This window comes from Haloarcula marismortui ATCC 43049 (genome assembly GCF_000011085.1).
Lineage (GTDB): Archaea > Halobacteriota > Halobacteria > Halobacteriales > Haloarculaceae > Haloarcula > Haloarcula marismortui.
This window is the reverse complement of the sequence record NC_006395.1, coordinates 245,836-272,512: the sequence shown is the minus strand read 5'-3', so window position 1 is coordinate 272,512 and position 26,677 is coordinate 245,836. Positions and strand designations below refer to the sequence as shown.

The 26,677-nt window shown below is 62.9% G+C and carries 22 protein-coding genes; 15 read left to right on the top strand and 7 right to left on the bottom strand.

The features are described from left to right. Nucleotides 1-72 precede the first annotated feature (72 nt). The 3 genes from RR_RS03425 to RR_RS03415 all read left to right on the top strand — a co-directional run bounded on the left by RR_RS03425 (nt 73) and on the right by RR_RS03415 (nt 4,473). Complete coding sequence (locus tag RR_RS03425) at nt 73-1,416, top strand: dihydroorotase (RefSeq protein ID WP_011222670.1); 1,344 nt, start codon at nt 73-75, stop codon at nt 1,414-1,416. Between the two features lie 159 nt (nt 1,417-1,575). Then, nucleotides 1,576-2,835: a threonine synthase gene (gene thrC, locus RR_RS03420; protein WP_004965458.1), complete on the top strand. Its 1,260-nt coding sequence runs from the start codon at nt 1,576-1,578 to the stop codon at nt 2,833-2,835. 231 nt (nt 2,836-3,066) lie between these two features. Next, nucleotides 3,067-4,473, top strand: a complete 1,407-nt coding sequence (locus RR_RS03415) for a uracil-xanthine permease family protein (protein ID WP_004965460.1) — start codon at nt 3,067-3,069, stop codon at nt 4,471-4,473. A gap of 109 nt (nt 4,474-4,582) precedes the next feature. Here the strand turns inward: RR_RS03415 and RR_RS03410 are convergent, their stop codons facing one another. The 4 genes from RR_RS03410 to RR_RS03395 all read right to left on the bottom strand — a co-directional run bounded on the left by RR_RS03410 (nt 4,583) and on the right by RR_RS03395 (nt 9,467). Next, nucleotides 4,583-5,617 carry an LLM class flavin-dependent oxidoreductase gene (locus tag RR_RS03410; RefSeq protein WP_004965462.1) on the bottom strand — a complete coding sequence of 345 codons (1,035 nt, stop codon included), beginning with the start codon at nt 5,615-5,617 and terminating at the stop codon, nt 4,583-4,585. A 99-nt stretch (nt 5,618-5,716) separates the two neighbouring features. Continuing rightward, nucleotides 5,717-6,709, bottom strand: a complete 993-nt coding sequence (locus RR_RS03405) for an ABC transporter permease (protein ID WP_011222669.1) — start codon at nt 6,707-6,709, stop codon at nt 5,717-5,719. Next, on the bottom strand, nt 6,709-7,809 hold the full coding sequence (locus tag RR_RS03400; RefSeq protein WP_004965466.1) for an ABC transporter permease: 1,101 nt from the start codon (nt 7,807-7,809) through the stop codon (nt 6,709-6,711). The genes RR_RS03405 and RR_RS03400 overlap by 1 nt, the downstream gene beginning before the upstream one ends. Continuing rightward, nucleotides 7,809-9,467 carry an ABC transporter ATP-binding protein gene (locus tag RR_RS03395; protein ID WP_049938571.1) on the bottom strand — a complete coding sequence of 553 codons (1,659 nt, stop codon included), beginning with the start codon at nt 9,465-9,467 and terminating at the stop codon, nt 7,809-7,811. The genes RR_RS03400 and RR_RS03395 overlap by 1 nt, the downstream gene beginning before the upstream one ends. Nucleotides 9,468-9,775: 308 nt before the next feature. Between RR_RS03395 and RR_RS03390 the strand changes: the two genes are divergently transcribed. After that, complete coding sequence (locus RR_RS03390; protein WP_004965470.1) at nt 9,776-10,918, top strand: BMP family ABC transporter substrate-binding protein; 1,143 nt, start codon at nt 9,776-9,778, stop codon at nt 10,916-10,918. A 195-nt stretch (nt 10,919-11,113) separates the two neighbouring features. Next, complete coding sequence (locus tag RR_RS03385) at nt 11,114-12,232, top strand: BMP family ABC transporter substrate-binding protein (RefSeq protein WP_011222667.1); 1,119 nt, start codon at nt 11,114-11,116, stop codon at nt 12,230-12,232. A 108-nt stretch (nt 12,233-12,340) separates the two neighbouring features. On the opposite strand, the gene RR_RS03380 is transcribed toward RR_RS03385, so the two are convergent. Beyond that, nucleotides 12,341-14,056, bottom strand: coding sequence for an N-acyl-D-amino-acid deacylase family protein (locus RR_RS03380; RefSeq protein ID WP_011222666.1), 1,716 nt, complete (start codon nt 14,054-14,056; stop codon nt 12,341-12,343). Between the two features lie 149 nt (nt 14,057-14,205). Between RR_RS03380 and RR_RS03375 the strand changes: the two genes are divergently transcribed. The 9 genes from RR_RS03375 to yqeB all read left to right on the top strand — a co-directional run bounded on the left by RR_RS03375 (nt 14,206) and on the right by yqeB (nt 24,484). Continuing rightward, entirely contained in the window at nt 14,206-15,438 is a 1,233-nt protein-coding gene (locus RR_RS03375) for a Zn-dependent hydrolase (protein ID WP_011222665.1), read from the top strand. Nucleotides 15,439-15,641: 203 nt separating this feature from the next. Next, on the top strand, nt 15,642-16,220 hold the full coding sequence (locus tag RR_RS03370) for a (2Fe-2S)-binding protein (protein ID WP_004965479.1): 579 nt from the start codon (nt 15,642-15,644) through the stop codon (nt 16,218-16,220). Beyond that, on the top strand, nt 16,213-18,663 hold the full coding sequence (locus RR_RS03365; RefSeq protein WP_011222664.1) for a xanthine dehydrogenase family protein molybdopterin-binding subunit: 2,451 nt from the start codon (nt 16,213-16,215) through the stop codon (nt 18,661-18,663). The genes RR_RS03370 and RR_RS03365 overlap by 8 nt, the downstream gene beginning before the upstream one ends. A gap of 126 nt (nt 18,664-18,789) precedes the next feature. Continuing rightward, a complete protein-coding gene (locus RR_RS03360; protein ID WP_004965483.1) occupies nt 18,790-19,359 on the top strand; it encodes a (2Fe-2S)-binding protein in 570 nt (189 codons plus the stop codon). Next, nucleotides 19,356-21,836 carry a xanthine dehydrogenase family protein molybdopterin-binding subunit gene (locus tag RR_RS03355; protein WP_049938568.1) on the top strand — a complete coding sequence of 827 codons (2,481 nt, stop codon included), beginning with the start codon at nt 19,356-19,358 and terminating at the stop codon, nt 21,834-21,836. The genes RR_RS03360 and RR_RS03355 overlap by 4 nt, the downstream gene beginning before the upstream one ends. Before the next feature lie 101 nt (nt 21,837-21,937). Continuing rightward, a complete protein-coding gene (locus RR_RS03350; RefSeq protein ID WP_011222661.1) occupies nt 21,938-22,309 on the top strand; it encodes a DsrE/DsrF/TusD sulfur relay family protein in 372 nt (123 codons plus the stop codon). Next, a complete protein-coding gene (locus tag RR_RS03345; protein ID WP_004965489.1) occupies nt 22,306-22,659 on the top strand; it encodes a DsrE family protein in 354 nt (117 codons plus the stop codon). The genes RR_RS03350 and RR_RS03345 overlap by 4 nt, the downstream gene beginning before the upstream one ends. Nucleotides 22,660-22,661: 2 nt before the next feature. After that, nucleotides 22,662-22,907, top strand: a complete 246-nt coding sequence (locus tag RR_RS03340; RefSeq protein WP_004965490.1) for a hypothetical protein — start codon at nt 22,662-22,664, stop codon at nt 22,905-22,907. Beyond that, entirely contained in the window at nt 22,904-24,484 is a 1,581-nt protein-coding gene (gene yqeB / locus RR_RS03335; protein ID WP_011222660.1) for a selenium-dependent molybdenum cofactor biosynthesis protein YqeB, read from the top strand. Before RR_RS03340 ends, yqeB begins: the two co-directional genes overlap by 4 nt. Before the next feature lie 17 nt (nt 24,485-24,501). Here yqeB and selD read toward each other — a convergent pair whose 3' ends face one another. Then, a complete protein-coding gene (selD, locus tag RR_RS03330) occupies nt 24,502-25,542 on the bottom strand; it encodes a selenide, water dikinase SelD (RefSeq protein ID WP_004965496.1) in 1,041 nt (346 codons plus the stop codon). A gap of 2 nt (nt 25,543-25,544) precedes the next feature. Next, nucleotides 25,545-25,793: a sulfurtransferase TusA family protein gene (locus RR_RS03325; protein WP_011222658.1), complete on the bottom strand. Its 249-nt coding sequence runs from the start codon at nt 25,791-25,793 to the stop codon at nt 25,545-25,547. A 94-nt stretch (nt 25,794-25,887) separates the two neighbouring features. Between RR_RS03325 and yqeC the strand changes: the two genes are divergently transcribed. Continuing rightward, complete coding sequence (gene yqeC / locus RR_RS03320; protein WP_011222657.1) at nt 25,888-26,670, top strand: selenium cofactor biosynthesis protein YqeC; 783 nt, start codon at nt 25,888-25,890, stop codon at nt 26,668-26,670. Nucleotides 26,671-26,677 lie beyond the last annotated feature (7 nt).

The window sequence follows — 26,677 nt, the reverse complement described above, 5'->3', positions numbered from 1 at the left end:
CAACCACCGTGTGCGACGGATGTGGCGTCTCACACACCAACTGTTTTCGTCATTCGCCCGGGCTGTTCTATCATGACAGACATTCACATTAAAGACGCACAGGTGGTGACGGCATCAGGTGTCCAGCACGGTGAAATCACGATGTCGGACGGAACGATAGACGCTGCTGGTCCGGCGTCGGCGGTCCCAACCCCCAGTAATCCGGACACCGTCATCGACGCGGACGGCATGGTCGCGCTCCCGGGCGCTACCGACGTGCACACACACATGCACGACGACGAACTGTTTCCTGATGGTATCGATTTCGCGTCCCAGACCGCGAGTGCGGTTGCCGGTGGAGTGACGACAGTCATCGAGCTACCGACCCAGACACCCGTCACGACGCCGGAGGCAATACAGAGGAAAGCGGAGACGTGTTCGACGCTGGCCCACATCGATTTCGGCCTCGTTGCGGGCAATATTCAGGACCCCGATATCGACGTGTCTGGCATCATGAGCGCCGGAGTAGCGGATTTCAAAACGTTTACCGCTGACCCGTATCTGGCGAGTGACGCGTCCATCGCAGCACTCATGCGGCACGTCGGCGATGCCGGCGGAACAGTTCGCGTCCACTGCGAGACGCAGGGACTCCTTGACGACGCGCGGTCGACTATCGTCAGCGATGACCCTGAGGTGTACATGGGTTCACGACCGCTCGAAGCCGAACTTGACGCGATCTCTCGGGCGGGCTATTTCGCGGAATACGCCGACTGCCCGCTGCACGTCGTCCACATCTCAAGCGGGAGCGGCGCACGCGAGGCCGGCCGCTTCAAATCGCGAGCGAACGTCCCAGTCACGCTCGAAACCTGTCCGCAGTATCTGGCCTTCTCGAAGGAGGACGTTGCCGACAAGGGACCGTTCCTGAAGGTCAATCCAAGCCTCAAGTCCGATGCCGAGCGGGAGCGGCTCTGGGATGCGGTTCAGGACGGGACGATCGACCTCATCGGCACGGACCACTTCCCGACGTACCGCGAAACTCGGGATGTCGGCTGGGATGACATCTGGGAGCCATACGCCGGCCTCCCGGGCGTCGAAACAATGGTCGAGTTCCTCGTCAGTGAGGGCGTCCACAAGGGTCGGCTTTCGTGGCCACGGCTCTGTGAGCTCGTATGCGCGGCTCCGGCCCGAAGTGCTGGCATCTACCCCCGAAAAGGTTCACTGCAGCAGGGCACAGATGCGGACGTGGTTCTCATCCGGGACGAGGAGTACGAAGTTACCGCCGACGACCACACGTTCGTCGGTGGCTGGACGCCATACGAGGGACAGCACTGGAGCGCGCGCGTGGACACAGTCATCGCTGGCGGTGAGATTGTCGCAAAGGACCACAGGGTTCGGTCAACGGCGGGCCGGGGCCAGTTCCTGAACCGCCCGTTGTAGCGTTTTGCCGTCCATTGACCTGATAGCCAGTTCACAAATAGATGTGTGGCGTGTGCGGCCAGTGTGTGAAGGTGTGTCAGCCACAACAGAGGGGGATCGCCTGACAATCGGGCTGAAGCCACAGTACGGTTTTATACCCAGTTGTACTGAGGAAGTAGTATGGGCATGACGCAAGTCACAACCCTCGAGTGTACACTCTGTGGGGCAGAGTACGACCCGAACCGGATCATCTACACCTGTCCCGAACACGAGGGCGTGAAGGGAATTCTCGAGGTGACGTACGACTACGATGCTATCGATGATGCGTTTGACGGCGACCTCGGCGGGCCGATCGCAAGTCAATGGAAGTACGAGGCGTTTCTGCCAGTCGCAGCGGACGCCGATATCGTGACGCTCAACGAGGGCGGGACGGACCTCTTCGACGCGCCGAATCTCAGCGCTGCGCTGGGCGTGGAGACACTGGTCAAAGACGACGGACGGAACCCGACCGGCTGCTTCAAGGACCGCGCCAGCGCTATCGCGGTCACGAAAGCAAAACACGCCGGGCGCGATATCATCACCTGCGCCTCCACCGGGAACGCCGCCGCGTCACTGTCGGGCTATGCCGCCCGCGGGGGGATGGACTGCCGTATTTTCGTCCCCGGTGACGCCCCGACGGGGAAACTCGCACAGCCGCTCGTCTACGGCGCGGATGTCCTTGCTGTCAACGGCAACTACGACGAAGCCTACGACCTCAGCGTCGAGGTCACCGAGAAGTACGGCTGGTACAACCGCAACGCGGCTATCAATCCGTTCCAGGTCGAGGGCAAGCGCACCGTCGGCCACGAGCTCGCAGACCAGTCTATCGCCCGCGGACACGTCCCGGACTGGGTCGTGTTTTCGATGGGCGACGGCTGTACGATTGCCGGGGCCTGGAAGGGGTTCAAGGAGTTCTACGACCTCGGCTACGTCGATGACCACCCCAAAATGCTAGGGGTTCAGGCCGAAGGGGCGTCGGCGATCCACGACGCCTTCCACAACCACGAGGATATCGACGATATCGCCGAAACGCTGGCCGATTCAATCGCAGTCGGACGGCCGCGGAACACGATTAAGGCTTGCCGCGCGCTGGAACAGAGCGGTGGCACCAGCGTGCTGGTCTCCGATGAAGAGATTCTGGAAGCCGAAACGCTACTTGGCAGCACCGAAGGAATCTACTCCGAGCCGGCGGGAGCAGCGCCTATCGCGGGCGTTCAGACGGCGCTCGACCGGGGAATCATCGAACAGGACGAAACGGTCGTCGTGGTGTCCACCGGCTTCGGCCTGAAGGACACGAAAAGCGCCGAGAAGGCGACCGGCGGGGTGGATCGAATCGACCCCGAAATCGCAGAGGTCGAAGGTCTGTACGGCACGGCCGAAGAAGCCGCAGCCGACGACTGACGACCGGACAGTTGCCCCGACACGGGCCCGCACACTGCCATTTTGCGATCAGTTTCAATACACTTCCGAGTCGATGGAGTTGCAGTTGCAAAGTGTAGCAGGACGCATATCCAACGAGTATCACAAATTAGTGAGACATTCGAATAGGTATCTCGGACAGAGTTAAACACATATATTGATATAAGGATTCTAGTAGGTGGATTGAAAAGATAGGGGACTGGATGGCGTCCCATGAGCGGTCCAGAGGCAGAACAGCAGTCAGTCGTACTGTACGATATCGAAGACAAACCGCCGCTGGGGAAGGCGATTCCACTCGGCATCCAGCACGTGCTCGCGATGTTTCTGGGCAACGTTGCGCCCCCGCTCATCCTTGCCGGGGCTGTCGGCTCCGTCACAGGGGAGACGACGTTTCTCGTCCAGATGGCACTCATCGTCGCCGGCATTGCGACCATCGTTCAGGCGTACCCGGTCGGCCCCGTCGGCGCGCGGCTCCCGGTCGTCATGGGGACCAGTTTCGCGTTTCTCGGGCCGCTTATCGGCATCGGCAACCAGTTCGGTATCGCCGCCGTCTTCGGCGCGTCACTGCTTGCCGCGCCGGTCGAGGTCATCATGGGCGTCTCGTTCGACCGGTTCCGGCGGTTCTTCCCCCCGCTGGTCACCGGTATCGTCGTAATGCTCATCGGATTGACGCTCATCCCCACGGGCATGAACTACGCCGCGGGGGCCTCGGCCGGCCCATCAGCGGAGGGATACGGCTCCTTCGTGAATCTCGGCCTCGCGGGGCTCGTGCTGATAGTCACGGTCGGGCTGAACCAGTTCTTCGAGGGCTTTCTCCGCGTCATCAGCGTATTCGTGGGCATCATCGTCGGCTACCTCGCCGCGCTTGCGCTAGGTGTGGTTGACCTCTCGGCAGTCGCCGCTGCCGGCTGGGTGACGGTTCCCGTTCCGCTCAAGTACGGCCTCGCCTTCGAGCCAAGCGCCGTCGTCACCGTGGCCTTCCTCTACATCATTACCGGCATGGAGACTATCGGGGACATCTCGGGGACAGTATCCGCAACCGGTCGGAACGCCACGCGCGAGGAAATCCGTGGCGGCCTCGTCGCTGACGGCGTCATGAGCGTTTTCGGTGCGGTGTTCAACGCGCTCCCGAACACGTCGTTCTCGCAGAACGTCGGCCTCGTGAACTTCACCGGCGTCGCCAGCCGGTACGTCGCCGGCATCGGGGGCGTCGTGCTGCTTGCACTCGGATTTATCCCGAAAGTCGGCGCAGTCGTCTCGGCGATGCCCGACGCCGTGCTGGGCGGCGGCGCGCTCATCCTGTTCGCGATGATATTCTCCTCGGGCGCACGCCTCATCACGCAAAACGTCGAGTTAGACCACCGCAATTCGACCATCCTTGCGATGTCGATGGCGCTCGGCCTCGGCGTCGCGTTCCGCCCTGAAATCCTCCAGAACTTCCCGTCTGAGGTACAGACGCTGTTCGGGTCCGCACTTGTCACCGGTGGGATGGCCGCCCTCATTCTCAATATTGTGTTCCCCGGCGGGAGTGTCGGAACCGGGCCAACTGAGTACACCGCAGGACTGGAACCCGATCCTGTCGAGACGGGAGCGGGCGCACCGCCGGTCGACGACGACTGATACTGTCGGCAGTACGTCTGCGCCACCACGAGGGAGCGAGTATCCCGTCTCAACCACAATTAACAACAGGAAGGGGGGTCTGTGCCGCGTGGCTGCGCGCCGTCCCTGGTTACAGGTAGCCGTCCGCAAACTCGTCGATCAGCAGCCGCCGGTCGTCGCCAAGCGGATAGAGAATCGGGCACTGACAGCCCGTCTCTGCGTACTCCCGGACTTTCTCCCGACACTGTTCGGGCGTGCCGCTGGCGGTGAGTTTGTGCACCACGTCGTCCGGAATGAGGTGCATGCCCTCTTTGATGTCGTCCTTGTCGGCCGGCCACCCGCCGATGGTCTCACCCACCTCGTCGATGAGGTCCTGGCTGACGCCGCTGGCTTTCATGATGTGTGGCTGTTGCCCGAGGTACTGCGTGATGAGTTCGCGGGCGTTGTCCAGGGCTTTCTCTTCGTCGTGGTCCATCGAGCAGACGACGAGCTGGGGCCGGTCGATGTCGTCAAGAGAGCGACCACCACGCTCCGCCCCGGTCTCCAGTGCGTCAAGGGCCTTCTCGTTGTACTCCGGGCTGACAAGGTAGTTCAACAGGGCCCCATCGGCGAAGTGGCCGGTGAGTTCCAGCATCTTGAAGCCGGTCCCGCCAACGTAGACGGGGACGGTTCGCGGCCCGTCGTCGCCGTGGACCACGTCCAGTTCCACGTCCCGCATCTGGACGAACTCCCCGTCATAGGTGACGTTTTCCATGTCCAGCAGGTCCTGTGTCACCTCGACACATTCGCGCATCGCCCGGAGTGCGCCACTGCGGTCAATACCGACCTTCTCGGCCAGCGGGTCCCACCAGGCCCCGATACCACACATGATGCGGTCCGGGCCGGCGAGTTCCTCGAGCGTGCTCATCGACTGTGCGATCAGCGCCGCGTTGCGCGTCCAGTTGTTGATGACACCCGTCCCGAGTTTGATGTCATCGGTGACCGCGGCGTACGCGCCGAGCGGGGAGACGGCGTCGCGTGCGAGTCGCGATTCAGCCTGCCATATCTCGTCGATGCCCTGCTCTTCCGCGTACTGCACGAGTTCGACGTTCTCTTCTAGCGAGTGTTTGTCCTGCAAGTAGATACCGACACGGTCGCCTCTCTCGAAGACCTGATTGGCGCTCATGAGACATGCTGGATTCTCCGAATACCGATAAATAGATTTGGCCACACACACGGTCTGTGGGAGGTGTGGCCGCCGGTATTGGCCCGCGTCGCGGACCGCTCAGTCCGTCTCGCGACTGTAGGACTGCAACAGCGCCGAGGGGACGGCAAGCTGGTCGCTCTTGGTCCGGATGACGGCGTACGCCAGCACGATAATCGTCGCCAGATACGGGTACGTCCCCATGATCTGTGGCGTCATGAGGAACTCGACGATGGGATTGATGACGCCCGCGAGGGGCGCATCGGGGCCAAGCGTCAACGAGATCGACTGGGAGCGAATGCGGAGCGCGTCGAGCAGCCCGAACAGATACGCCCCCACGAGCATCCGGCGGGGCCGCCACTGCGCGAAGATAACCAGCGCGACAGCGATCCAGCCCCGGCCCGCGGTCATGCCGGGGACCCAGAGCTGTGAGAAGGCCAGCGAGAGGTGAGCGCCGGCCGCGCCAGCGAACCCGCCGCCGATGAGCACCGCGAGGTACCGCAGTCTGAACACGGACACGCCCATCGTGTCCGCCATCTCCGGGTCCTCACCGACAGCAATCATCTCCAGCCCGAGATTCGAGTGGTGCAGGGAGTACCAGACCACGACCAGCAGGCCGAGCGCGAGGTAGTCCGTTGCCGTGCTCCGGAAGAGGGCCTCGCCGATGACCGGGATACCGACAAGGTACTGACCGACGAGCGGGAACGTTATCTGCGGGAAGCCGCTGATCGATTCTTCGACCCAGCCGGAGCCGAAAAAGGTCGTCAGTCCGGTCCCAAGCAGCGTCAGCATGACGCCGCTGATGACCTGGTTCGACTTCAGCGTGATACAGAGGAACGCGTGGACCAGCGCCAGCACCATCCCGAGGAGGATGCCGACGCCGAATCCGAGCCAGTGGCTCCCCGTGAGGACGGTCGTGATGAATCCCCCGAGTGCGCCGACCAGCATCATGCCCTCGACGCCGAGGTTGAGGACGCCCGCCCGCTCGCTGATGAGTTCGCCCATCCCAGCGAGGAGAAGCACCGTCGCCGCCTGAACAGTCGCATCGAGCAGGCCGGCGATGAAGCTCACCATCAGTCGTCACCCCGCTGTGGCTGGGCTGGCGTCTCCGCTGGCCCGCGTTTTAGGTCGATACCGACACGGTAGCTCTTGAAAAACTCCGCCGTGATCAGGAAGAGAATGACCAGCGCCTGGATGATCTCGACCAGCGCCGCGGGCACACCGAATGCCACTTCCATGCTTGACCCGCCGACGAACAGCACGGCGAAAAACAGGCCAGCGAGCATCACCTTGAACGCGCTGTTGCGACCGAGCAGCGCGATGGGAATGGCTGTAAAGCCGTATCCGGGTTCGAACCCGGCACGGTATCGACCCTGTGCGCCGGCGATCTCGCTGATGCCGCCCATGGCCGCGAACGCGCCCCCGACGACAAACACGAGCAGATACACGTAGAACTTGCTCATCCCGGCCTGCTGGGCGGCCTCGTCGTTCGAGCCGACGAACGTGATTTCGAACCCGAGTCGCGTTCTCGTCATCAGGACATACGTCACGACGACCATGCAGAGGGCGGCGAGCAGCCCAGCGTGGACACCGCCGAACAGTTCCGGAATCGTCGCGGCCTCGGAAAACCGGTCTGATTGCGGGAAGTTCCCGGTCCCGCCCTGCATCGGTCCCCGGAGCAGGTAGCTCTGGATTTCGAGCGCGACGAACGTCAGCAGTAGCGACGTGATGATCTCGTTGACGTCCCACTTCGCACGCAGGTACGCCGGAATACCAGCCCAGATACCGCCGGCTACGGCTGCAGCGACGAACATCAGCGGAATCAGTGCGAGGCCCGGGAGCGAGACGTTCAGCCCGATCCACGTCCCTGCAAGCGCGCCGGCGACGAGTTGTCCTTCGGCACCGATATTGAACAGGCCTGCTTTCAACGGGAGATACACCGCCAGACCCGTGAGGATCAGCGGAACCGCCTTTGTTAGCGTCTCACTGAGACCGAACTCGGTCACGAGCGTGTCAACGAACATCGTCGTGTACGCCGCGACAGGGTTCACGTCGAGGACGACCAGCGCGATAGCGCTCACCGCCAGTGCAGCCAGCACGGTGAACACGGGCGTCCCGTAGGAGAGCCAGGCCGGAATGTCCTCGCGCGCATCGACGGTTACTGCGACGTTCATCAGCTCTCACTCTCCTGTGTGGCTCCGTGCTGGGGCGGCGCAACCGTCTTGCCGTCGTCTCCACCACCACCGGTCATCTCCAGACCGATCCGTTCCCGGTCGGCTTCGGCCGGTGTCGTCTCGTAGACGAACTCACCCTCGTACACGACGAGAATCCTGTCGCTCAGGTCGAATATCTCGTCTAAGTCCTCCGAGAGGAGGATGATACCCGTTCCTGCCTTGCGCTGTTCGAGCAACGTCTCCCTGATGAACTCGATTGCTCCGACGTCGACGCCGCGGGTCGGTTGGTTCGCAATGAGGAGGTCCGGGTCGCGGTAGATTTCCCGCGCCAGAATGAGTTTCTGGAGGTTCCCCCCGGAAAGGTCGCCGGCCTGTGTCTCAGTCACGTCGCTGACGCCGCGGACATCGAACTCATCGACCAGTGTTTCGGCGTAGTCGCGGAGTTCCCCGTAGTCCAGAAACGGCCGGTCGCCAAACCGGCTGTCCCTGAAGTCTTTCATCGTGGCGTTGTGCATCACCGAGAGGTCCTCGGCACAGCCGTACTGGAGCCGGTCCTCGGGGACGAACGAGACGCCGCTGTCGACGAACGTCTTCGGTTTCGCGCCGGTAATGTCTTCACCGTTGACCACTAGCTCGCCGGCCGTCACGTCCCGAATGCCGGCCATGACCTCCGCGAGCTCCTTCTGGCCGTTACCGCTGACGCCCGCAATCCCGACGATTTCGCCCTGCCGAACCGTCAGGTCAATACCCGAGAGCGCTTCGATATCTCGATTGTCGGTGGCTTCGACCCCGCGTGCGCGTAAAACTGGGTCGCCCAAGTCGATCGCTTCCCTGTCTATTTCGAACAGGACTTCGCGACCGACCATCATCTCCGCGAGGTCCGCCCGGGAGACTGACGACAACTCGGCGGTGCCAACGTTTTCTCCCTCCCGGAGCACCGTCACCCGGTCGACGATGGCGTCGACCTCAGTGAGCTTGTGCGTAATGAAGATTATCGAGAGTCCTTCGTCGGTCAGCCGTTCGAGCGAGTCGAAGAGCCGCTCAGCCTCGGTCGGCGTGAGGACTGCCGTGGGTTCGTCGAGAATCAGGAGGTCGACATCCCGGTACAGCGCCTTGAGTATCTCGACGCGCTGTTGCTGGCCGACATCAAGCTCCCAGATCTTTGCGCTCACGTCGATGTCGAACCCGTACTGGTCGGCCAAATCCTGAATCCGTTGCTCGGGCACATCGAGACCTAGCGAAAACTGTCCGGCGAGCGATTGGACGAGACTGTTGTTCCGGACTGCCGCCGGGAGCCAGCTGTCCTCCGCATCGCCGCGGAACGCTGTGGCCGGCTCACGTTCACCGAGTACGACGTTCTCGGCGACTGTGAGGCGTGGAATCAGCATGAAGTGCTGGTGGACCATCCCGATGCCGGCGTCGATGGCGTCCTGTGGGGACCCCAGATCGAGTCGCTCGCCGTCGAGATAGATATCGCCGGCGTCCTGCGAGTAAAGCCCGTACAGAATCTTCATCAGCGTACTCTTTCCCGCGCCGTTTTCGCCGAGGAGGCCGTGGATTTCCCCGCGCTCGACGGAGAGGTTGACGTGGTCGTTGGCGACGACCCCAGGGAACTCCTTCAGAATCCCCTCCATCCTGAGCGTGGTGTGTTCGGACATGCTCTGTGGTCTTGGCCGGGTATCAACAATGTAGTGGCATAATTGTTTCCAAAGGTAGCCATATTCGCCGTCCAGCACGGGAAATGCCGGACATTTGCCAAGTATCAGTTGTTGTGTGCTGGTGTCCATTGTTAACGGTCACTCAGTCTGTCGCGATACCCAGCAGGATGAACATATAATTCATATTGTATTCAGTTACCATTTGATAGGGATACTTTTGTGGCACATATTTGGAAAATAGGAGAGAGAAAGCTGCGTGAACGGAACAATTTAAGTGATTGTTTCCGAAATGGCTATTCGGTTAGTTAATGGTTGACAAGAAACATACCAGATCGAGACGGGAGTTACTGACAGCACTTGGCGCGGCAGGAATAACCGGGTTAGCCGGTTGTAGCGGTGGTGGTGACGGGGGCGATGGCGAGGCAACCACCGACACCGGCGACGGCGGGGCTGGTGACGGTACTGCGACCAGCAGTGACGGCATGGATTCGATTACCGCCGCATGGGTGTACAACTCGGAGGTCGGTGACCTCGGCTGGTCGTGGGCCCACAACGAAGGGCGGAAGGCAGTCGCAGAAGAGTACGACTGGCTAGAGACCGAGTACACCGAGGCTGTCGCCCCAGCCGATTCCGAGCGAGTGTTCGAACAGTACGCACAGGGTGATGCCGATATCATCTTCGGCTGTACGTTCGAGTATCAGGACCCGATGGCGTCCGTGGCGGAGCAGTACTCCGACACGTACTTCGAGCACAACACGGGCTACCTGACGATGGAGAACATGGGGCGGTATATGGGCCGGATCTACCAGCCCCGGTATCTCGCCGGGCAGGCGGCCGGGACCGTGACGGAGACAGACACGCTGGGATACGTGGCGGCGTTCCCGATTCCGGAGGTCATCCGCGGTATCAACGCCTACGCGCTCGGAGCCGCGTCTGTCAACGACAGCGCGACGCTGAAGGTCAGATGGACGAACTCCTGGTTCGACCCCCCGACCGAGAGCGAGGCGGCAAACGCCTTGCTGGACGAGGATGTCGACGTGATGGCCCAGCACCAGGACTCCCCCGCTGCACTCCGTGCAGCCTCCGATGCGGGTATCTGGGCGACCGGCTACGACGCCCCGATGGGCGACATCGCCGGTGAGAACTATCTCACGTCCCCGATCTGGCACTGGGAGGAGTTCTACGGTCCAACCATCGAATCTGTCAGGGACGGCAGCTGGGAATCCGATGCATACTGGGAAGGCATCGAGTCGGGTATCTGTAGTTTAGACGACTGGGGGCCAGAGGTGCCACAGGAAGCGAAAGACACCGTTTCGGAGTCGCGGTCGGCGATACTTGACGGAGAACTGGATGTCTGGGCCGGTTCGGCGTTCGAGGGCGAGAATGACGAGTTCCTCTTCCAAGAGATGAGTAGCTACGTCGACGCCGTCGAGGGCGAGGTCCCCAACTGACCCCGCCACCGGTCTCCGACGACAGTAATCGCCTGGGTGTTGCTGTGGCTCTCGAGTGAATATAACAACGTTCGTAACATTATTCAAGCGTGAATGGGATTTTCGGTCAATTTTTTCCGGATGTGTTCGTTCGCTGTACGGTCAAGAATGGTATCGCTTAAGTAGGAGTTTCCGCTACCTCTACCCAGTTCAGTAATGGTGAATACCAACCGAACGATATCGCGGCGGGAGATGCTGGGTGCCCTCGGGGCGACAGGAGTAACCGCACTAGCCGGCTGTAGTGGTGGAAGCGACGACACAGACACGGCTGACGGCACGACGACCAGCGGCGATGGGGGCTCCGGGTCGGACTCCGTCACGGCTGCCTGGGTGTACATCTCAGAGGTGGGCGACCTCGGATGGTCTTGGGCTCACGACGAGGGGCGAAAGACGGTCGACGAGGAGTACGACTGGCTGGAAACCGAGTACACGGAAGCTGTCGCGCCAGAGGACTCGGAACGCGTTTTCGAGCAGTACGCGCAGGGTGATGCTGACATCGTCTTCGGGACGACGTTTGGCTACCAGGACCCGATGTTCAACATTGCGGAACAGTACCCCGACACGTACTTCGAACACGCGACCGGCTATCGCACCCGGGAGAACATGGGACGGTACATGGGCCGGATCTACCAGCCCCGGTATCTCGCCGGGCAGGCGGCCGGGATGGTAACCGAGAACAACACCATCGGCTACGTCGCCGCGTTCCCGATCCCCGAAGTCATTCGCTCCATCAACGCGATGGCGCTCGGCGCGCGGTCGGTGAACCCGGACGCGACATTCAAAATCCGGTGGGTCAACGCGTGGTTCGACCCCCAGACCTCAAAGCAGGCGGCCAACTCGCTTATCGATGAAGGGTGTGACGTCATCTCGCAAGAGCAGGACTCCCCCGCTCCGGTCAGGGCCGCAAACGAGGCGGATGTGTGGGCCTCCGGCTACAACGCGCCGATGGGCGAGTTCGGCGGCGACAACTACCTCATCTCACCAGTGTGGAACTGGGAAGAGGTGTACGGCCCGGCCGTCTCCGCAGTCCGGGACGGAACCTGGGAAGCCGATGCCTTCTGGGGCGGCATGGAGACGAACCTGCCCACGCTCGACGAGTGGGGACCGGAGGTCCCCCAAGAGGTCAAAGACACCGTCGCCGAGACGGAAGAACAAATCGTCAACGGCGAACTCGATGTCTGGGCCGGTTCGCCGTTCGAGGGCGAGAGCGACGAGTTCCTGTTCCAGGAGATGAACAGTTTCGTCGACGCTGTCGAAGGCGAAGTACCGGAGTAAGGAAGCCCCGGTTCGACGATTCCGGTTCCCTCAACACCGTCCTGCCGGTAGCAAGCGGTCGGATTGGCAAGTCGCTATACGGTCGGTCAGAGCCGTCAGCCCGATCAATCAGTCATCAGCAGCGCGGTCAAGTTCGGGGCGAGTCGCACCACCCCATTCCTCGTAGGAGCGGAGCACGTCGCCGTTTCGCTCGCCGGTCAGTTCGCCGTCCCGAACGGCAATCTCGCCGCCGACGAGGACGTACTCCATCCCGTCGGAGAACTGGAACGGGTTCTCGTAGGTCGCGTTCGCCGACACCGAGTCGAGATCAAAAGCCACGAGGTCCGCGATGTACCCCTCACGGACGTAACCGCGGTCCCTGAGGCCGAGGATATCAGCCGGGTTGCCTGCGGCTTTGTACGCCAGCAGTTCCGGCGAGAGCACGTTCCGTTCACGGACGTACCGTTCGAGGATGCGGCTGAACGCCCCGATAGCCCGCGGGTGGGGCTTTCCGCCGAAGATGCCGTCCGTGCAGAACGTACCACGGTCGTCCGCGAGAAACCGCTCGATATCAGTTTCGGCCATCACGAAGTCGGCCATCGTCACGTCCAACTCCTCCGCGACGAGTAGTTCACACATCGCGTCGACCGGCTCGCGGTCCATCTCGGCGGCGATGTCCGCGATGGTATCACCCTGATAGCGGCCGCTCCCGGTCCGTGTGATGAGGATATTGTCCCACGACCCGGCGGCGTACGCGAGATTCTCCCAGTCACCCGGCTGGGAAATATCAGCGGCGATGCGGTCGCGAACAGCCGCGGAGTTGAGGCGGTGCCGGATGGCCTCTGAATCGCCCTGCCGTGCCCACGGCGGCAACAGCGCGGTAAGCATCGTCGACCCGGCGGTGTACGGATACTGGTCGAAGGTGACCCGCTGACCACGGTCGACGGCGTCGTCGAACAGGTCAAGCACAGCCTCGGAGTCCCCCCAGTTCTGCTGGCCGCCGACCTTGAGATGTGAGACGTGGGCGTGACAGCCGCCGCGGCGACAGATATCGAGATACCGGTCGATAGATTCGACCACACGGTCCGTCTCGTTCCAGACGTGAGAGATCATAAACGAGTCACGCTTGGCGAGGGTATCCGCAAGCGCCACCAGTTCGTCGTCGCGGGCATACGAACTCGGGGGGTATATCATCCCTTTGGACATGCCGAACGCGCCTTCTTCAAGCGCTACTTCGAGTTCCTGTCGAATCGCATCGAGCTCACCGGGGGCTGTGTCGTGGTCTGACTTCGGTCTGTCCAGCCGTTGACCGGTGACTGGTCCGGCGGCGACGACGTGTTCACCGCTGAGTGGGCGGTCCTCGAATCCGGCCAGCATCGACCTGATGTTGCCGTGTGGGGCGTAGTACGCACAGTTGACAGCAGGCTCGACGGATTCGAGCGCTTCGAGATAGCCAGAGACGGTGTGCCAGGGCCACGTTTCGCCGAGCGTGCCGTCGAGTGATTTGACCCGTTCCGCCCACTCGTCGGTGAGGTTCGGCGGCACCGGAGCGACGCTGACCCCGTCCTGTCCGAGGACCTCCGTCGTGATACCCTGCGTCAGTTTCTCCCTGGCACCGGGATTCTCGAAAAGCCGCAGCTCCGAATGTGCGTGCATATCGATGAACCCCGGTGCGAGATACGACCCGTCGAGGTCGACAACGCGGTCGGCCGCAAGCGGGGCTTCGCTGATAGCGTCGATTCGACCGTCGGCGACACGCACGCTCGCAGTGAACGGAGGGCGACCGCTCCCGTCCAGCACCCGCGCGTCTCTGAACGCGATGGACGCGGCACTCAGCTCGGTCATGTCTGCTGACTCGCGGAACGGTCGTTTGGCTCTTTCGGTGGTCTCAACCGTGTGTGACAGGGGGCGAGCGCGTGCCACACCGTGTCTGTCGATCTGTGTGGGGCCACCCCGACACAATCTTCAAGACGACACCGCGGAACAGCTACCCAATGCCATCCGTCAGTCTCGATAGCGAGCGGTTCAGACGGCGCTTCGATACGTTCAACAAGATCGGCGCGACAGAACGGGGCGGCGTGAACAGGCCGAGCCTGTCCGACGAGAACAAGGCGGCCCGCGACACACTGGTCGAGTGGTTCCGGGAGGCCGGGCTGGAGGTCCGTATCGATACGATGGGCAACATCTTCGGTCGGCGAGACGGAACTGACAGCGACGCCGCGCCGGTTCTGTTCGGGTCACACATCGACAGCCAGTACAACGGCGGGCGGTACGACGGCGTTATCGGCGTCCTCGGTGGATTGGAAGTCATCGAGGCGTTCAACGACGCCGGCGTGACGACCGAACGTCCACTGGAGGTCGTTGACTGGAGCAACGAGGAGGGCGTCCGGTTTCAGCCGGATATGCTCGGCAGCGGTGTCTACTGTGATATCTTCGACCTCGACTACGCGTACGAGCGCGAGGACAAGGAGAGCAGGCGGTTCGGCGATGAACTCGAACGCATCGGCTACAAGGGCGAAACATCCTGTGAAGCGGATGACATCCACTGCTACTTCGAGATGCACGTCGAGCAGGGGCCGTTTCTCGAGCAGCAGGACATCCCAGTCGCCGCTGTCGAAGGCGTGTTCGGCTTTTCCTGGCTGAACGTCACTTTCGAGGGCCAAGCGAACCACGCCGGGCCGACACCGATGGATATGCGCCACGACGCGTTCGTGGCGACGGCGGACGTAACCCGCGCAGTCCGGCGGATCACAGCGACTGAAGGAACGGACCTCGTCGGGACAGTTGGCAGTGTCGACGTGTGGCCAAACGCTATCAACGTCATCCCCGAGACGGTGGAATTCACGCTCGATTTCCGCTCGTACGACGATGCTGTGGTCGACGCGGCCGTCGAACAGATCAGGGAAGAGGTCGCCCACGCGGCCGAGCGCGAAGGCCTTGAATACGAGATAGAGGAAATAATGCGGGTCGACGCGGACCCGTTCGATCAGGGCTGCATTGACACAGTCGTCGAGGCCGCCGAGACGGTCGGCTGTGAGTACACGCGACTGGTCAGCGGCGCGGGCCACGATGCGAACTACCTCAACAAGATAGCTCCGACGAGCATGATTTTCGTTCCAAGCGTCGACGGAATCAGCCATCGCGAGAGCGAATTCACCGAATGGGATGACATCGTCACCGGGACTGAGGTACTGCTGAACGCTGTGCAGACGAAGGCCGCCGAGTGAGCCGTTCCGTTCCAAGCGTGTGAATATCACACATCTGGCACACGTCACACAGCGACTGTCTTGTCTGTCGCAGCTGTGTCAGCCTGTTGTCTGCTGGTGACCCGCGGCTTCGTCTGGCAACACTGCGATCAAACACCTGTGAACCATACATATATGAGATGGTGTTGCACACCTGTTCACTAACAGGCGTGTATCCGTAATGCATGCCGAAAACTGGAGGGTACTCTGTGGATATTGAACTCACAATCAACGGCGAGCGGACGATAGTCGAAGCCGGGTCAGGGGACGACCTGGCGACGGTTTTGAGACAGCGCGGCTACATCGACGTAAAATGTGGCTGCGACGGCGGGACCTGCGGTGCATCGAAGGTATTCGTCGATGGGGACGTGCGAATGGCCTGCGGGATGGAGGCGACAGACGCCGACGGGAGTGAGATACAGACCGTCGCGGCGCTCGGGACACAGGCCGACCTGCACCCGGTCCAGCAGGCGTTCGTTGACAACTTCGCCGTCCAGTGCGGATTCTGTATTCCGGGCATGGTGATCGAGGCGGTCGCGCTGCTGGATTCGAATCCCGACCCAACCGAGCGGGAGGTTCGGGAGGCCTTAGACGACAACGTCTGTCGCTGCACTGGCTATCAGAAACCGGTCGAAGCCGTGCTGGACGCAGCACAGCGAATGCAGGGGGAACAGTCTGTCGCCGCAGACGGCGGCCACCCGGTCACTGTGGCACAGCATAGAGACGAGTCGACCAGTTGCTGTGGAGGTGGCTGCGATGAGTAACGACGACGAGACAGCCAAGGCCGACGGCGGAACGGCCTCACAGTCAGAGACTGTCGAAGACGAACGGTTCGAGGAGCACCCACTCGAATGGGACGAACCCGAGAACAATCATAAGGCCCCCGGCGAGCGCGACAGCGTCTCCCACCGGACAGAGAAGTACGACGACCGAAAGCTCGTCACTGGACAGGCGAAGTACACCGCCGACTACGAGGAGCGGTATCCCGACCTCGCGTACGCAGCGGTCGTCCGAAGCGAAATTCCACACGGCCGCGTGACTGGCATCGACACGAGTGCGGCCGAGGCGATGGACGGTGTCGAGGCGGTCTTGACACCCAAATCCGACACAGTGCCGGACGCCAAATACACCAGTGCTGGACAGTCCTACCCCGAGCCGAGCCCATGGGACATGCGCGTGCTGAACGAGCACGTCCGTTACATCGGCGACCCGATTGCCGCTGTCGCGGCAGAAGACCGGGCGACCGCGACTGCCGCCGTCGAGGCTATCGAGGTGTCGTACGAGGAGTACGACTACGTCACCGATCCGGAGGACGCCTTCAACGAAGACGCGCCACAGTTGTTCGAGGACGGCGAGGTCGAAAACGAGATCGTCGGCCACGACTACGACCGCAACCGAATGGCTCACATCGGGGGCGAACTGGGCGACGTGGACGGGGCGCTCGACGACGACACCCACGTCCACGAAACCGAGTGGGAGACGATCCGCCAGTCCCACGCGAACGTCGAGAAACACACCTCGTTGGCGTACACAGACGAAGACGACCGCCACGTCCTCATCACCAGTACGCAGGTGCCAAACCACACCCGGAGACAGCTCGCCCACCTATTCGACATCCCGATCCGTGACATCCGGGTGACGAAGCCGCGGGTCGGCGGCGGGTTCGGCGGGAAACAGGCGATGGTCGTCGAACCGATTCCGCTGGCGCTATCGCTCGCCACCGACCGCCCGGTCCTGTACGAGGCCAGTCGCGAGGAGGAGTTCTACGCGATGCGCTCCCGGCACCCAATGAAAGTCAAAGCGAAGACGGCCGTGACCGACGACGGCGATATCGAAGCTATCGACATCTACGCCCTGTCGAACACCGGCGCGTACGGCAGCCACGGGATGACCGTCGCGGGCAACGTCGGAAGCAAGCCGATGCCGCTGTACTCGAAGGTCCCGAACGCCCGGTTCGAGGCCGATATTGTCCACACGAACACGCCACAGACCGGCGCAATGCGTGGCTACGGCGCACCACAGGGCACGCTTGCCTTGGAAGGCCATCTCGACGAGGTTGCTCGCGACCTCGGTCTCGACCCCATCGAATTCCGGCGGCGACACCACATGGAAGTCGGCGACCTCGACGAGATCGCAGGGATGATGGGCGGAGAGGGAGCGAACCGCCGTATCCGCTCGTGTGGCCTCGACGAGTGTATCGAGCGCGGAAAAGACGCTATCGGCTACGACGACCTCGAACAGCCCGACGCGGACCATCTGCATCGCGGCATCGGGATGGCGCTGTCGGCGCAGGGGACCGGCGTCGCCGGCGACGAGCTCGGGGCCGCTCAGATAATGATGAACGAGGACGGGAGCTTCCACCTGCAGGTCGGCGGCGTCGACATCGGGACGGGCGCTGACACAGCGTTCCTCCAGATTGCCGCAGAAGTACTGGGCTGTGACGAGGACGATATTATCGTCAAATCGTCCGATACAGACGTGACGCCGTTCGACTACGGCGCGTACGCCTCCTCGACGACGTACATCAGTGGGATGGCCGTCAAGAAGGCCGCCGAGGACGCCAAAGAAAGGATTCTCGACTGGGGGGCGAAACTGCTTGAGGAGCCAGTCGATGTTCTGGAAACCGGCGACGGAACGGTGTACAGCGAGAGGAGCGGCAATTCGGTCACACTCGAAGACATTGGCTACGAGGCCGCCTACGGCGACGACGAGCGGGAACACATCCTGGGGAAGGGGACCCACTGCACCGAGGAGAGCCCCCCGCCCTTCGCCGCCCAGTTCGCCGACGTGACCGTCGATGAGACAACCGGCGAGTTCGAGGTGCACAAACTGGTCGTCGCGGTCGACTGCGGCGTCGCCATCAACCCCGGGATGGCCGAGGGCCAAATCGAAGGCGCAAACCACATGAGCTACGAGATGGCCGTCAGCGAGGGTATCACGCTCGATGACGAGGGACGGGCGGAGATAGCTGACTTCGACGAGTACGGACTGCCGTCGGCGGCCGAGACGCCGCCGATCGAATCGATTCTGGTCGAGACCCACGAGCCGACCGGTCCGTTTGGCGCGAAATCGGTTGCGGAGGTCCCGACAAACACAGTCCCGCCGGCGCTGTCCAACGCCGTCCGGGACGCCGTCGGCGTCCGTATCCGGGAAATGCCCATTTCCGCCGAGAAAATCAAGGCAAAACTGGACGAGCGCAAAGCCTAGCTCCGATCGCGGTGACAGTCACGCCAACAGAACCGGTGTGTCGGCGTGGCATATCGCAAATCCGCGATAGCTATTTACCGCTCTGTTCGTCACGTTGCTGACATAGCCAGCGAGCTGATGAGTCATATGGAAATCGAACTAGAAATTAACGGTGTGGAACGGACTGTCGAAGCATCGAAGTCCGATTCGCTTCTCGATGTCCTTCGGCGGAACGGGTACACCGGATCGAAACGGGGGTGTGACACCGGCGCGTGCGGCTTCTGTACGGTCCACGTCGACGGCGAACCGGTGAAATCCTGCGTCGAGCCGGTGACGAAAGTACGGGACACATCCGTCGAGACAATCGAAGGCCTGGGCGAACAGGACGACCTGCATCCGGTGCAACAGGCATTCGTCGACAATACTGCGCTACAGTGTGGCTTCTGTATCCCGGGGATGATCATGCGCTCGACGGCGCTGCTGGAGACGAACCCGAACCCGACCGAACAGGAGGTCCGGGAAGCCCTGTCGGACAACCTCTGTCGGTGTACTGGCTACAAGAAAATCGTCGAAGCGGTGCTAGACGCCGCCGAGCGGATGGACAGCGACACAGCCGTCGCCGCCGATGGTGGGCAGGCAATGGATGGCGACGGCGGGGCCGCCACGGTGACCGAGTGTTCACTCGGCGACTGCGATTGCATGGAGGGCGATCAGTGAGCGATTCAGACCGGGTACGGGAGACGAGCAAGCAACCCGAAGGGACAGAGAGGACGGAATCGGACCCAGCCGAAGCCGACAGGGAGTCAGAGACGGGGGCGGCACGCGAACCCGACCGGAAGCCCGAATCGGAGCGCGACGCCATTACCGTGGACGAGGAGAAAGACGACGCACGGAAAATCGTCACCGGGCAAGCCCGCTACACGGCGGACTACCGCGACCGGTTCCCCGACCTCGCCCACGGCAAGGTCGTTCGCAGCGACATCGCCCACGGCTACGTCGAGTCGGTCGACACGAGCGCCGCCGAGGCGATGGACGGGGTCGACGCCGTCATCACGCCGTTCGACGACGTGGTCCCGGACAAGCTGTACTCCAGTTCGGGCCAGTCATACCCCGAGCCGAGCCCGTGGGACCTGAAAGTGTTGCGCGAGCACGTCCGTTTCGTCGGCGACCCGGTCGCTGCTGTCGCAGCCGATGACCCGGAGACAGCAGACCGAGCCGCCCGGAAAGTCGAAATCGAGTACCGGGAGCTGGATGCCGTATTCGACCCCGAAGAAGCCCTTGACGAGGACGCGCCACAACTGTTCGAGGCTGATGACGTAGAAAACAAGCAGTCGGGCGCGGACTACAACCGGAACCTCGAATCGCACTTCGAGGGCGAACTCGGTGACGTGAATTCGGCGTTTGAGCGGGCCAGCAACGACGACGAGCGGCACGTCATCGAGACGGAGTGGGAAACGCCGTACCAGTCCCACTGCGTCCCCGAGCCGCACACGACCATCGCCTACACGGACGAGGACGACCGGCACGTGTTCATTACGGCAACGCAGGTTCCCTTTCACACCCGTCGCCAGATAGCGCACCTGTTCGACGTGCCCATCCGTGACGTGCGGGTGAAGAAACCGCGTATCGGCGCTGGATTCGGGTCAAAACAGGAGATGGCAATCGAGCCGATAACGTTCGCATTGCATCTGGCGGCCGACCGGCCAGTCAAACTGGAAATGAGTCGTCAGGAGGAGTTCACCGCGCTTCGCTTTCGGCATCCGATGCAGATGCAGATGCAGACCGCAGTGACTGACGACGGCGACATCGAGGCGATGGACCTCTACACGCTGTCGAACTCGGGAGCCTACGGCACCCACGGCATGACCGTCGCGAACAACGTCGGAACGAAGCCACTGCCACTCTATCCCCGGGTCTCGAACGTCCGCTTTTCAGGGGATGTAGTACACACGAACCTCCCCATGGGGGCAGCCATGCGGGGCTACGGCGCGCCGCAGGGGCATTTCGCCGTCGAAGCGCACATAGACGAGGTAGCCCGTCGCCTCGACTTCGACCCCATCGAGTTCCGCCTGCAGAACGCGGTCCGGGAGGGCGACCTCGACCGGAGCGTCGCAATCCTGAAAGACGGTGACCGCTTCACCCGGGAGATTCGCTCGTGTGGCATCCGCGAGTGCGTCGACCGCGGGAAGGAAGCCATCGGCTACGACGACCTCGAACAGCCCGACGAAGACCACCGCAAGCGCGGGGTCGGAATGGCGCTCATCGCCCAAGGGAGCGGTGTCGCGGGGAAGGAACTCGGCGCAGCGCAGGTACAGATGAACGAGGACGGGAGCTTCCACCTGCAGGTCGGCGGCGTCGACACCGGGACCGGCGCGGACACGATGTTCTCCCAGATTGCCGCCGAGGTGCTGGGTTGCACCCCCGAGGATGTCGTCGTCATCGCCGCCGATACCGACCTGACGCCGTTCGACTATGGCGCGTACGCCTCTTCAACGACATACATCAGCGGCCGCGCGGTAAAGAACGCCGCCGAGGACGCCAAAGAGCGGTTGCTGGAGTGGGGGGCGAAACTGCTCGAGGAGCCGCCGGACGTGCTCGACACCGGCGACGGCGGCGTATACAGCGAGCGGACCGGGAAGCGCGTGTCGCTGGAAGAAATCGGCTATGAAGCGACATACGGCGATGACGAGCGCGAACACATCCTCGGGGACGGGAACCATTCGACTGACGAGAGCCCGCCCCCCTACGGCGCGCAGTTCGTCGACGTGACTGTCGATACGGAAACTGGCGAGTACGAACTCAACAAGCTAGTGTTTGCGGCCGACTGTGGCGTCGCAATAAATCCCGCGCTGGTCGAAGGCCAGATAGAGGGCGGCGAGCACATGAGCCTCGAATACGCCACGAGCGGCGACCTGACCTTCGATGAGGACGGGAATCCAGACGTGCTCGGCTTCCGCCAGTACGGGATGCCGCGAACGACGGACCACCCTGAAATGGAGACGATTCTGGTCGAAACACACGAACCGACCGGTCCATTCGGCGCGAAGTCTATCGCGGAACTCCCGACGAACGGCGTGCCGCCGGCGCTCTCAAACGCCATCCGCGACGCCGTCGGCGTTCGGCTGACCGAGTTGCCGTTCACTGCGGAGGACCTAATGGCGGCACTGGACGACCAGTCCGGTGCCGGAAAATAAGTTACCGAACGGTCGGTATTTTGCTGAAAAGTGCCACACCCAGAGACCTTCCTCGTGTGTCAGGCAAACTATTAAGACCGGTTCACCGAAATTCCGACAGTATGGCGTACATCGGCTTTCTGCTGACAGGGGGTCCCTTCGACAGCGAGCGGTGGCGCACCGCCTACGAGCTGGGGCGAGCGGCGCTGGATCAGGGCCACGAGGTGAGCTACTTCCACTACCTCGACGGCGCGCTCGTCCCCGTCGCGGACCAGACCCTACCCGGCTGTTCGGACAGCGGACTGTACGACGAAATGCCGACCGAGAAGTTTCAGGAGCTTATCGCGGACGGGGCGGAAGTCATCTGCTGTGGGCTCTGTGTCGACGCACGCGGAATCGACGCACCCGCCGACTACCCCGAGGGCGTCGAAGTTGGGCTACTCCCTGACCTGGCGGACATCATCGGCGAGGCCGACCGGGTGGTTTCGCTATGAAACGAGAGGTCGTGGTATTGCTCACCCGTGCACCGTACGGCCGAGTCCACGTCCCGGAGGGGCTGCGCGCCGCCCGTGGCGTCGCGGCTGGCTTCGATATGCACGACGTGACTGTGATATTCACGCAGGACGGCGTGTACGGCGCTCGAGATGCTGTCGACCGCGAGGCGCTCAACATGAGCGGGCACGTCGTCGACCTGGCGGAACAGGACGGACAGATGGTCGCGGACGGCGCGGCAATGGCCGAGCGCGGTGTCGACGAGAGCGAAATCGCCGACGACGTGGCCGTCTGGTCGGACGACCGCGTCACCGCCCGAATCCGTGACGCCGACCGGACACTGGACTTCTGACAATGCTATATCTCATCGACAAGCCGATGGCAGAAATCGGACTGCGTACTGCCGCCGGGGACCCCGAGGCGCACGTCGTCCTGATTCAGGACGGCGTCTACCTCACACCGGATATCGACGCACCAGTTTCAGCGGTCGCGAGAGACGTGGCCGTGCGTGGTGTCTCGCTGCCGCCGGACATCGACCGGATATCCTACGACGCCGTAGTCGAACGCCTGGTCGAACAGGAGGTCAAGAGCTTCGTATGAGCCTGTTCGAACAGCTTGATGAACTGGCAGCGCAAGGAAAGCCGGCGGCGCTCCTGACTATCGTCCGCAAGGACGGCAGCGCACCGCGGGACGTGGGGGACAAGATGATCGTCACCGCTGACGAAGAGTACGGAACCATCGGTGGCGGCACGGTCGAGCATCTCGCCGTACAGGACGCCCGGTCAGTGCTTTCGGGAGCCGACGACCCTGGTATCCGGACGTACGAACTCGAACGCGGCGGCAACACGGGCATGGTCTGTGGCGGCGAGATGGACGTGTTCATCGACCATGTTCGCGGACAGGCACAGCTCTACATCGCCGGCGGCGGCCACATCAGCGTCGAACTGGCCCCACTGGCGGAGCGACTGGGCTACGCCGTCACCGTGGTCGACGACCGCGAGGCGTACGCCGACCCGACGCAGTTCCCCGACGAGACGGACGTGATTCACGGCGAATACGGAGAGGCGCTCGGTGACCTGCCGATGGGGACAGAGACAGCCGTGGCCGTCGCGACGCGGAGCGGGACGTTCGATCAGGCTGCCGTCGCCGCAGCGCTGGACGGCGAGGCTGGCTACGTTGGCCTCGTCGCAAGCGAGACAAAGGCCAACCACGTGCTCGATTCGCTCGCCGAGTCCGGGTACGCCCGTCGGGACCTCAGCCGGGTCCAGACACCGGTGGGACTCGACCTCGGCGGGAGCGGGCCGGCCGCCGTCGCGCTCTCGGTTCTCGCCGAGGTCACCATGGACCGCCACGACGCCACCGGTGCGCGGGCGACGCGCCTGAATCTCGACGACCTCGTCGTCGTCCGCGGTGGCGGCGACCTCGGCAGCGGCGTCGTCTATCGGCTTCAGCAGGCCGGCTTTCCGGTCATCGTCACCGAAGTCGACCAACCGACAGTCGTCCGGCGGGCGGTCGCCTTCGGCGCGGCGCTGTACGAAGACGAGGTGGAAGTCGAAGGAGTCACTGGCCGTGCAGCAGCGGACATCGACGAGGCACTCGAACTGCTCGCCGACGATGTCGTGCCGGTACTCGTCGACCCCGAGGCGACTGTCGCTGACGACCTCGACGCGGCGGTCCTTGTCGACGCGATTATGGCGAAAGGGGCGTTCGACACCGGTACGCGCCGGGAAGACGCCGACGTGGTGGTCGGGATGGGGCCCGGTTTCGAGGCCGGAGAGGACGTAGACGCAGTCGTCGAAACGGACCGCGGGCACGAACTCGGCCGTGTGTTCTACGACGGGACGGCAAGCGAATACGACGGCGAGCCCGGCGAACGCCGTGGCTACACTCACGAGCGGGTGCTTCGCGCCCCGACAGACGGTGAGTGGACCCCGACGGTCGCCATCGGCGATAGTGTCACAGCCGGCGACGTGGTCGGCACCGTCGGCGACCGGCCGGTCGAAACCGAGATAGATGGACTGGTTCGCGGCCTAGTTCACGGCGGCCTCAGTGTCAGCGAGGGCACCAAACTCGGCGATGTCGACCCTCGTGGCGAGTCTGTCGACCCAACGAAAATCTCCGACAAAGCACTGTGTCTCGGCGGTGGCGTGCTAGAGGCAGTGCTCCGGTTGCGGTAGAAGGCTCTTAATCGACGTTAGCGGCTGACTTCTTCGATAGTCGGGTCCGAAAGTGAGACACCGCGTCCGGCCGTAACACGTCCGACAGCACGGTAGAACACGCCGGCGTCGTCGAACGCCGTTTCGACGGCGTCAGTCGCAGTCGGCGGGACGGAGACGAACAGTCCCCCGCTGGTCTCCGCGCTCTCGCCCGCAGTCAGCCCGTATCCGAAAAGCGTCGAGAGGGCAGGCGTTCCCGTGATGACCGGGAGATGTGTCAGTTCGATACCGACGTTCGAGCGGGCGGCCACCACGCGGCTCTGCCCGACGAGGCCGAAGCCGGTAATATCAGTCGCGGCTGTCGCGTATTCGCGGCACGCGACTGTTGCGTCCCGGTTCGGTGTGGTCATCCACGCAATAGCCTCCGAAGCAATGGTGTCGAGCGGCCGGTCAGTGGCGTCGGTGACCGTCTCGACGAACTGCTCGTCAGTCACGCGGGTCGCCCCCATAGCTGGCTGTGTCCCGAGCGGTTTGGTCAGGTAGAGCCGGTCGCCGGGACTGGCTCCCTGCGAGGTGAGGAGGGCGTCGGGACGCCCCGTTGCCGAGATGGCCCCGCCGGCGAAGGGCCACGGACTCATAATGGTGTGACCGCCGGCGATGACGCCATCCATCGCGTCCAGTGCGTCAGCCATGCCGGCGAGAATTGGCGCTGCGCTCTCGGTTAGTGCTCGTGGGAGTCCGAGGACGACCAAGCAGTCGACATTCTCGACCGCACCCGTAGCGAAGGCATCGCTAGCGGCGTTGCAGGCGGCGATACGGCCGAAGTCGTACGGGTCGTCGACGATGGGTGTGAAGAAATCCACCGTCGAGACCAGCGCGAGGTCGTCGGTAAGTTTCCGCGCAGCGGCGTCCTCGCCAATGCCGAACAGCAACGCGTCGCTCTCACCGGTGAGGCCGGCATCGGCGAGCAGCGAATCGAGGTCGCTCTGGCCAACTTTGCAGGAACAGCCGTGGAGTTCCGTGTACTCCGTCAGGCGCGTCGTCTCGTCGTCATCGTCAGTCGCCGCGTCGGGTCCCACACTCAGGCCTCCGATAGCGACGCCATCTCGGTCACCCGAAGTTCCAGTTCGAACTCGTCGGACTCGCCAGCAGTCTCCGCGGTCGTCACGTCGATGCCGTGCGTCGTACACATCCGCCGGAGGTTCTCTTCGGCCGGCGGGTAATCACCTCGAACGACGAGCGTCTCGCCGGTATCGAGGTCCGAAAGCGCCTGCCGGACAATGAGCGCTGGCCGGGGGCAGATTTCACCACGAACGTCTACGCGGGCCATACCGGTACGTGTGCCATTAGATCACAAAAACGCTATCGCCGCCACACGTGGTTGCGCCGGTAAGCTATTTGTGTGTCTTGCGCGGAGCGAGCGTATGGATCTGGCTGCTGCGCTGGGCCTGGGTTCCAGCGCCGCTGTCGCCTTTGTCGGGGCCGGCGGAAAGAAATCCGCGATGGGAAAACTGACCGTTGAGGGGACCGACGAGGGATACGACGTAGGCTACACGACAACGACGGCGATGCCGCCCCCGCCCAACCTGCCTCTGACGCTCACCGACCCGGACGGGTGGCGTACCGACCTCAAGACGCGCGACCCGCCGATTGCTGTCGCTCGCGAGGAGGTAGCCGATCCGGCGCGAGTCAACCGGAAGGTTCGCGGATTCGAGGCGAGTGTGATGGAGCAGCTATCCGATGCCGGACTCTTCGACTGGCTTCTCGTCAAGGCTGACGGGGCACGCAAGCGGGAGTTCAAAGCGCCTAGCGACGGAGAGCCAGTCGTCCCGAGTACAGCGACCCACGTCGTCCCGGTCGCCTCAGTCGCCGCCGTCGGTGAAGCGCTGACGACGGACGTGGTCCATCGACCGGAGCGGGTCGCGGATATCACCGGCCTTCGTGTGGGCGACACGATTACTGCGGCGGCTGTCGGGACAGTGCTCACACATCCCAACGGTGGCCTCCGAAACGCGCCAGCCGAGGCGTCTGTGATACCGCTAGTCAACAAAGCGGATACCGAACCACAGCGGCGTATCGCTACTGACGTGCTCACCCACGCGCTTTCACAGACAGAGCGGTGTTCTCGGGGCGTCATCACATCGTTCGCGTCGGATATCTGTGAAGAGGTCTCAAGATCGGATGTGCAAGAGGAGAAGCAGCGATGACTGACTG

Coding starts and splice junctions, on each gene's coding strand:
- yqeC (WP_011222657.1), top strand. CDS start 25,888: ATGGATCTGGCTGCTGCGCTGGGCCTGGGTTCCAGCGCCGCTGTCGCC.
- RR_RS03390 (WP_004965470.1), top strand. CDS start 9,776: ATGGTTGACAAGAAACATACCAGATCGAGACGGGAGTTACTGACAGCA.
- RR_RS03405 (WP_011222669.1), bottom strand. CDS start 6,709: ATGGTGAGCTTCATCGCCGGCCTGCTCGATGCGACTGTTCAGGCGGCG.
- RR_RS03395 (WP_049938571.1), bottom strand. CDS start 9,467: ATGTCCGAACACACCACGCTCAGGATGGAGGGGATTCTGAAGGAGTTC.
- thrC (WP_004965458.1), top strand. CDS start 1,576: ATGGGCATGACGCAAGTCACAACCCTCGAGTGTACACTCTGTGGGGCA.
- RR_RS03425 (WP_011222670.1), top strand. CDS start 73: ATGACAGACATTCACATTAAAGACGCACAGGTGGTGACGGCATCAGGT.
- RR_RS03400 (WP_004965466.1), bottom strand. CDS start 7,809: ATGAACGTCGCAGTAACCGTCGATGCGCGCGAGGACATTCCGGCCTGG.
- RR_RS03415 (WP_004965460.1), top strand. CDS start 3,067: ATGAGCGGTCCAGAGGCAGAACAGCAGTCAGTCGTACTGTACGATATC.
- RR_RS03385 (WP_011222667.1), top strand. CDS start 11,114: ATGGTGAATACCAACCGAACGATATCGCGGCGGGAGATGCTGGGTGCC.
- RR_RS03380 (WP_011222666.1), bottom strand. CDS start 14,056: ATGACCGAGCTGAGTGCCGCGTCCATCGCGTTCAGAGACGCGCGGGTG.
- RR_RS03365 (WP_011222664.1), top strand. CDS start 16,213: ATGAGTAACGACGACGAGACAGCCAAGGCCGACGGCGGAACGGCCTCA.
- RR_RS03410 (WP_004965462.1), bottom strand. CDS start 5,617: ATGAGCGCCAATCAGGTCTTCGAGAGAGGCGACCGTGTCGGTATCTAC.
- RR_RS03350 (WP_011222661.1), top strand. CDS start 21,938: ATGGCGTACATCGGCTTTCTGCTGACAGGGGGTCCCTTCGACAGCGAG.
- RR_RS03370 (WP_004965479.1), top strand. CDS start 15,642: ATGCCGAAAACTGGAGGGTACTCTGTGGATATTGAACTCACAATCAAC.
- RR_RS03375 (WP_011222665.1), top strand. CDS start 14,206: ATGCCATCCGTCAGTCTCGATAGCGAGCGGTTCAGACGGCGCTTCGAT.
- RR_RS03360 (WP_004965483.1), top strand. CDS start 18,790: ATGGAAATCGAACTAGAAATTAACGGTGTGGAACGGACTGTCGAAGCA.
- RR_RS03325 (WP_011222658.1), bottom strand. CDS start 25,793: ATGGCCCGCGTAGACGTTCGTGGTGAAATCTGCCCCCGGCCAGCGCTC.
- RR_RS03340 (WP_004965490.1), top strand. CDS start 22,662: ATGCTATATCTCATCGACAAGCCGATGGCAGAAATCGGACTGCGTACT.
- yqeB (WP_011222660.1), top strand. CDS start 22,904: ATGAGCCTGTTCGAACAGCTTGATGAACTGGCAGCGCAAGGAAAGCCG.
- RR_RS03345 (WP_004965489.1), top strand. CDS start 22,306: ATGAAACGAGAGGTCGTGGTATTGCTCACCCGTGCACCGTACGGCCGA.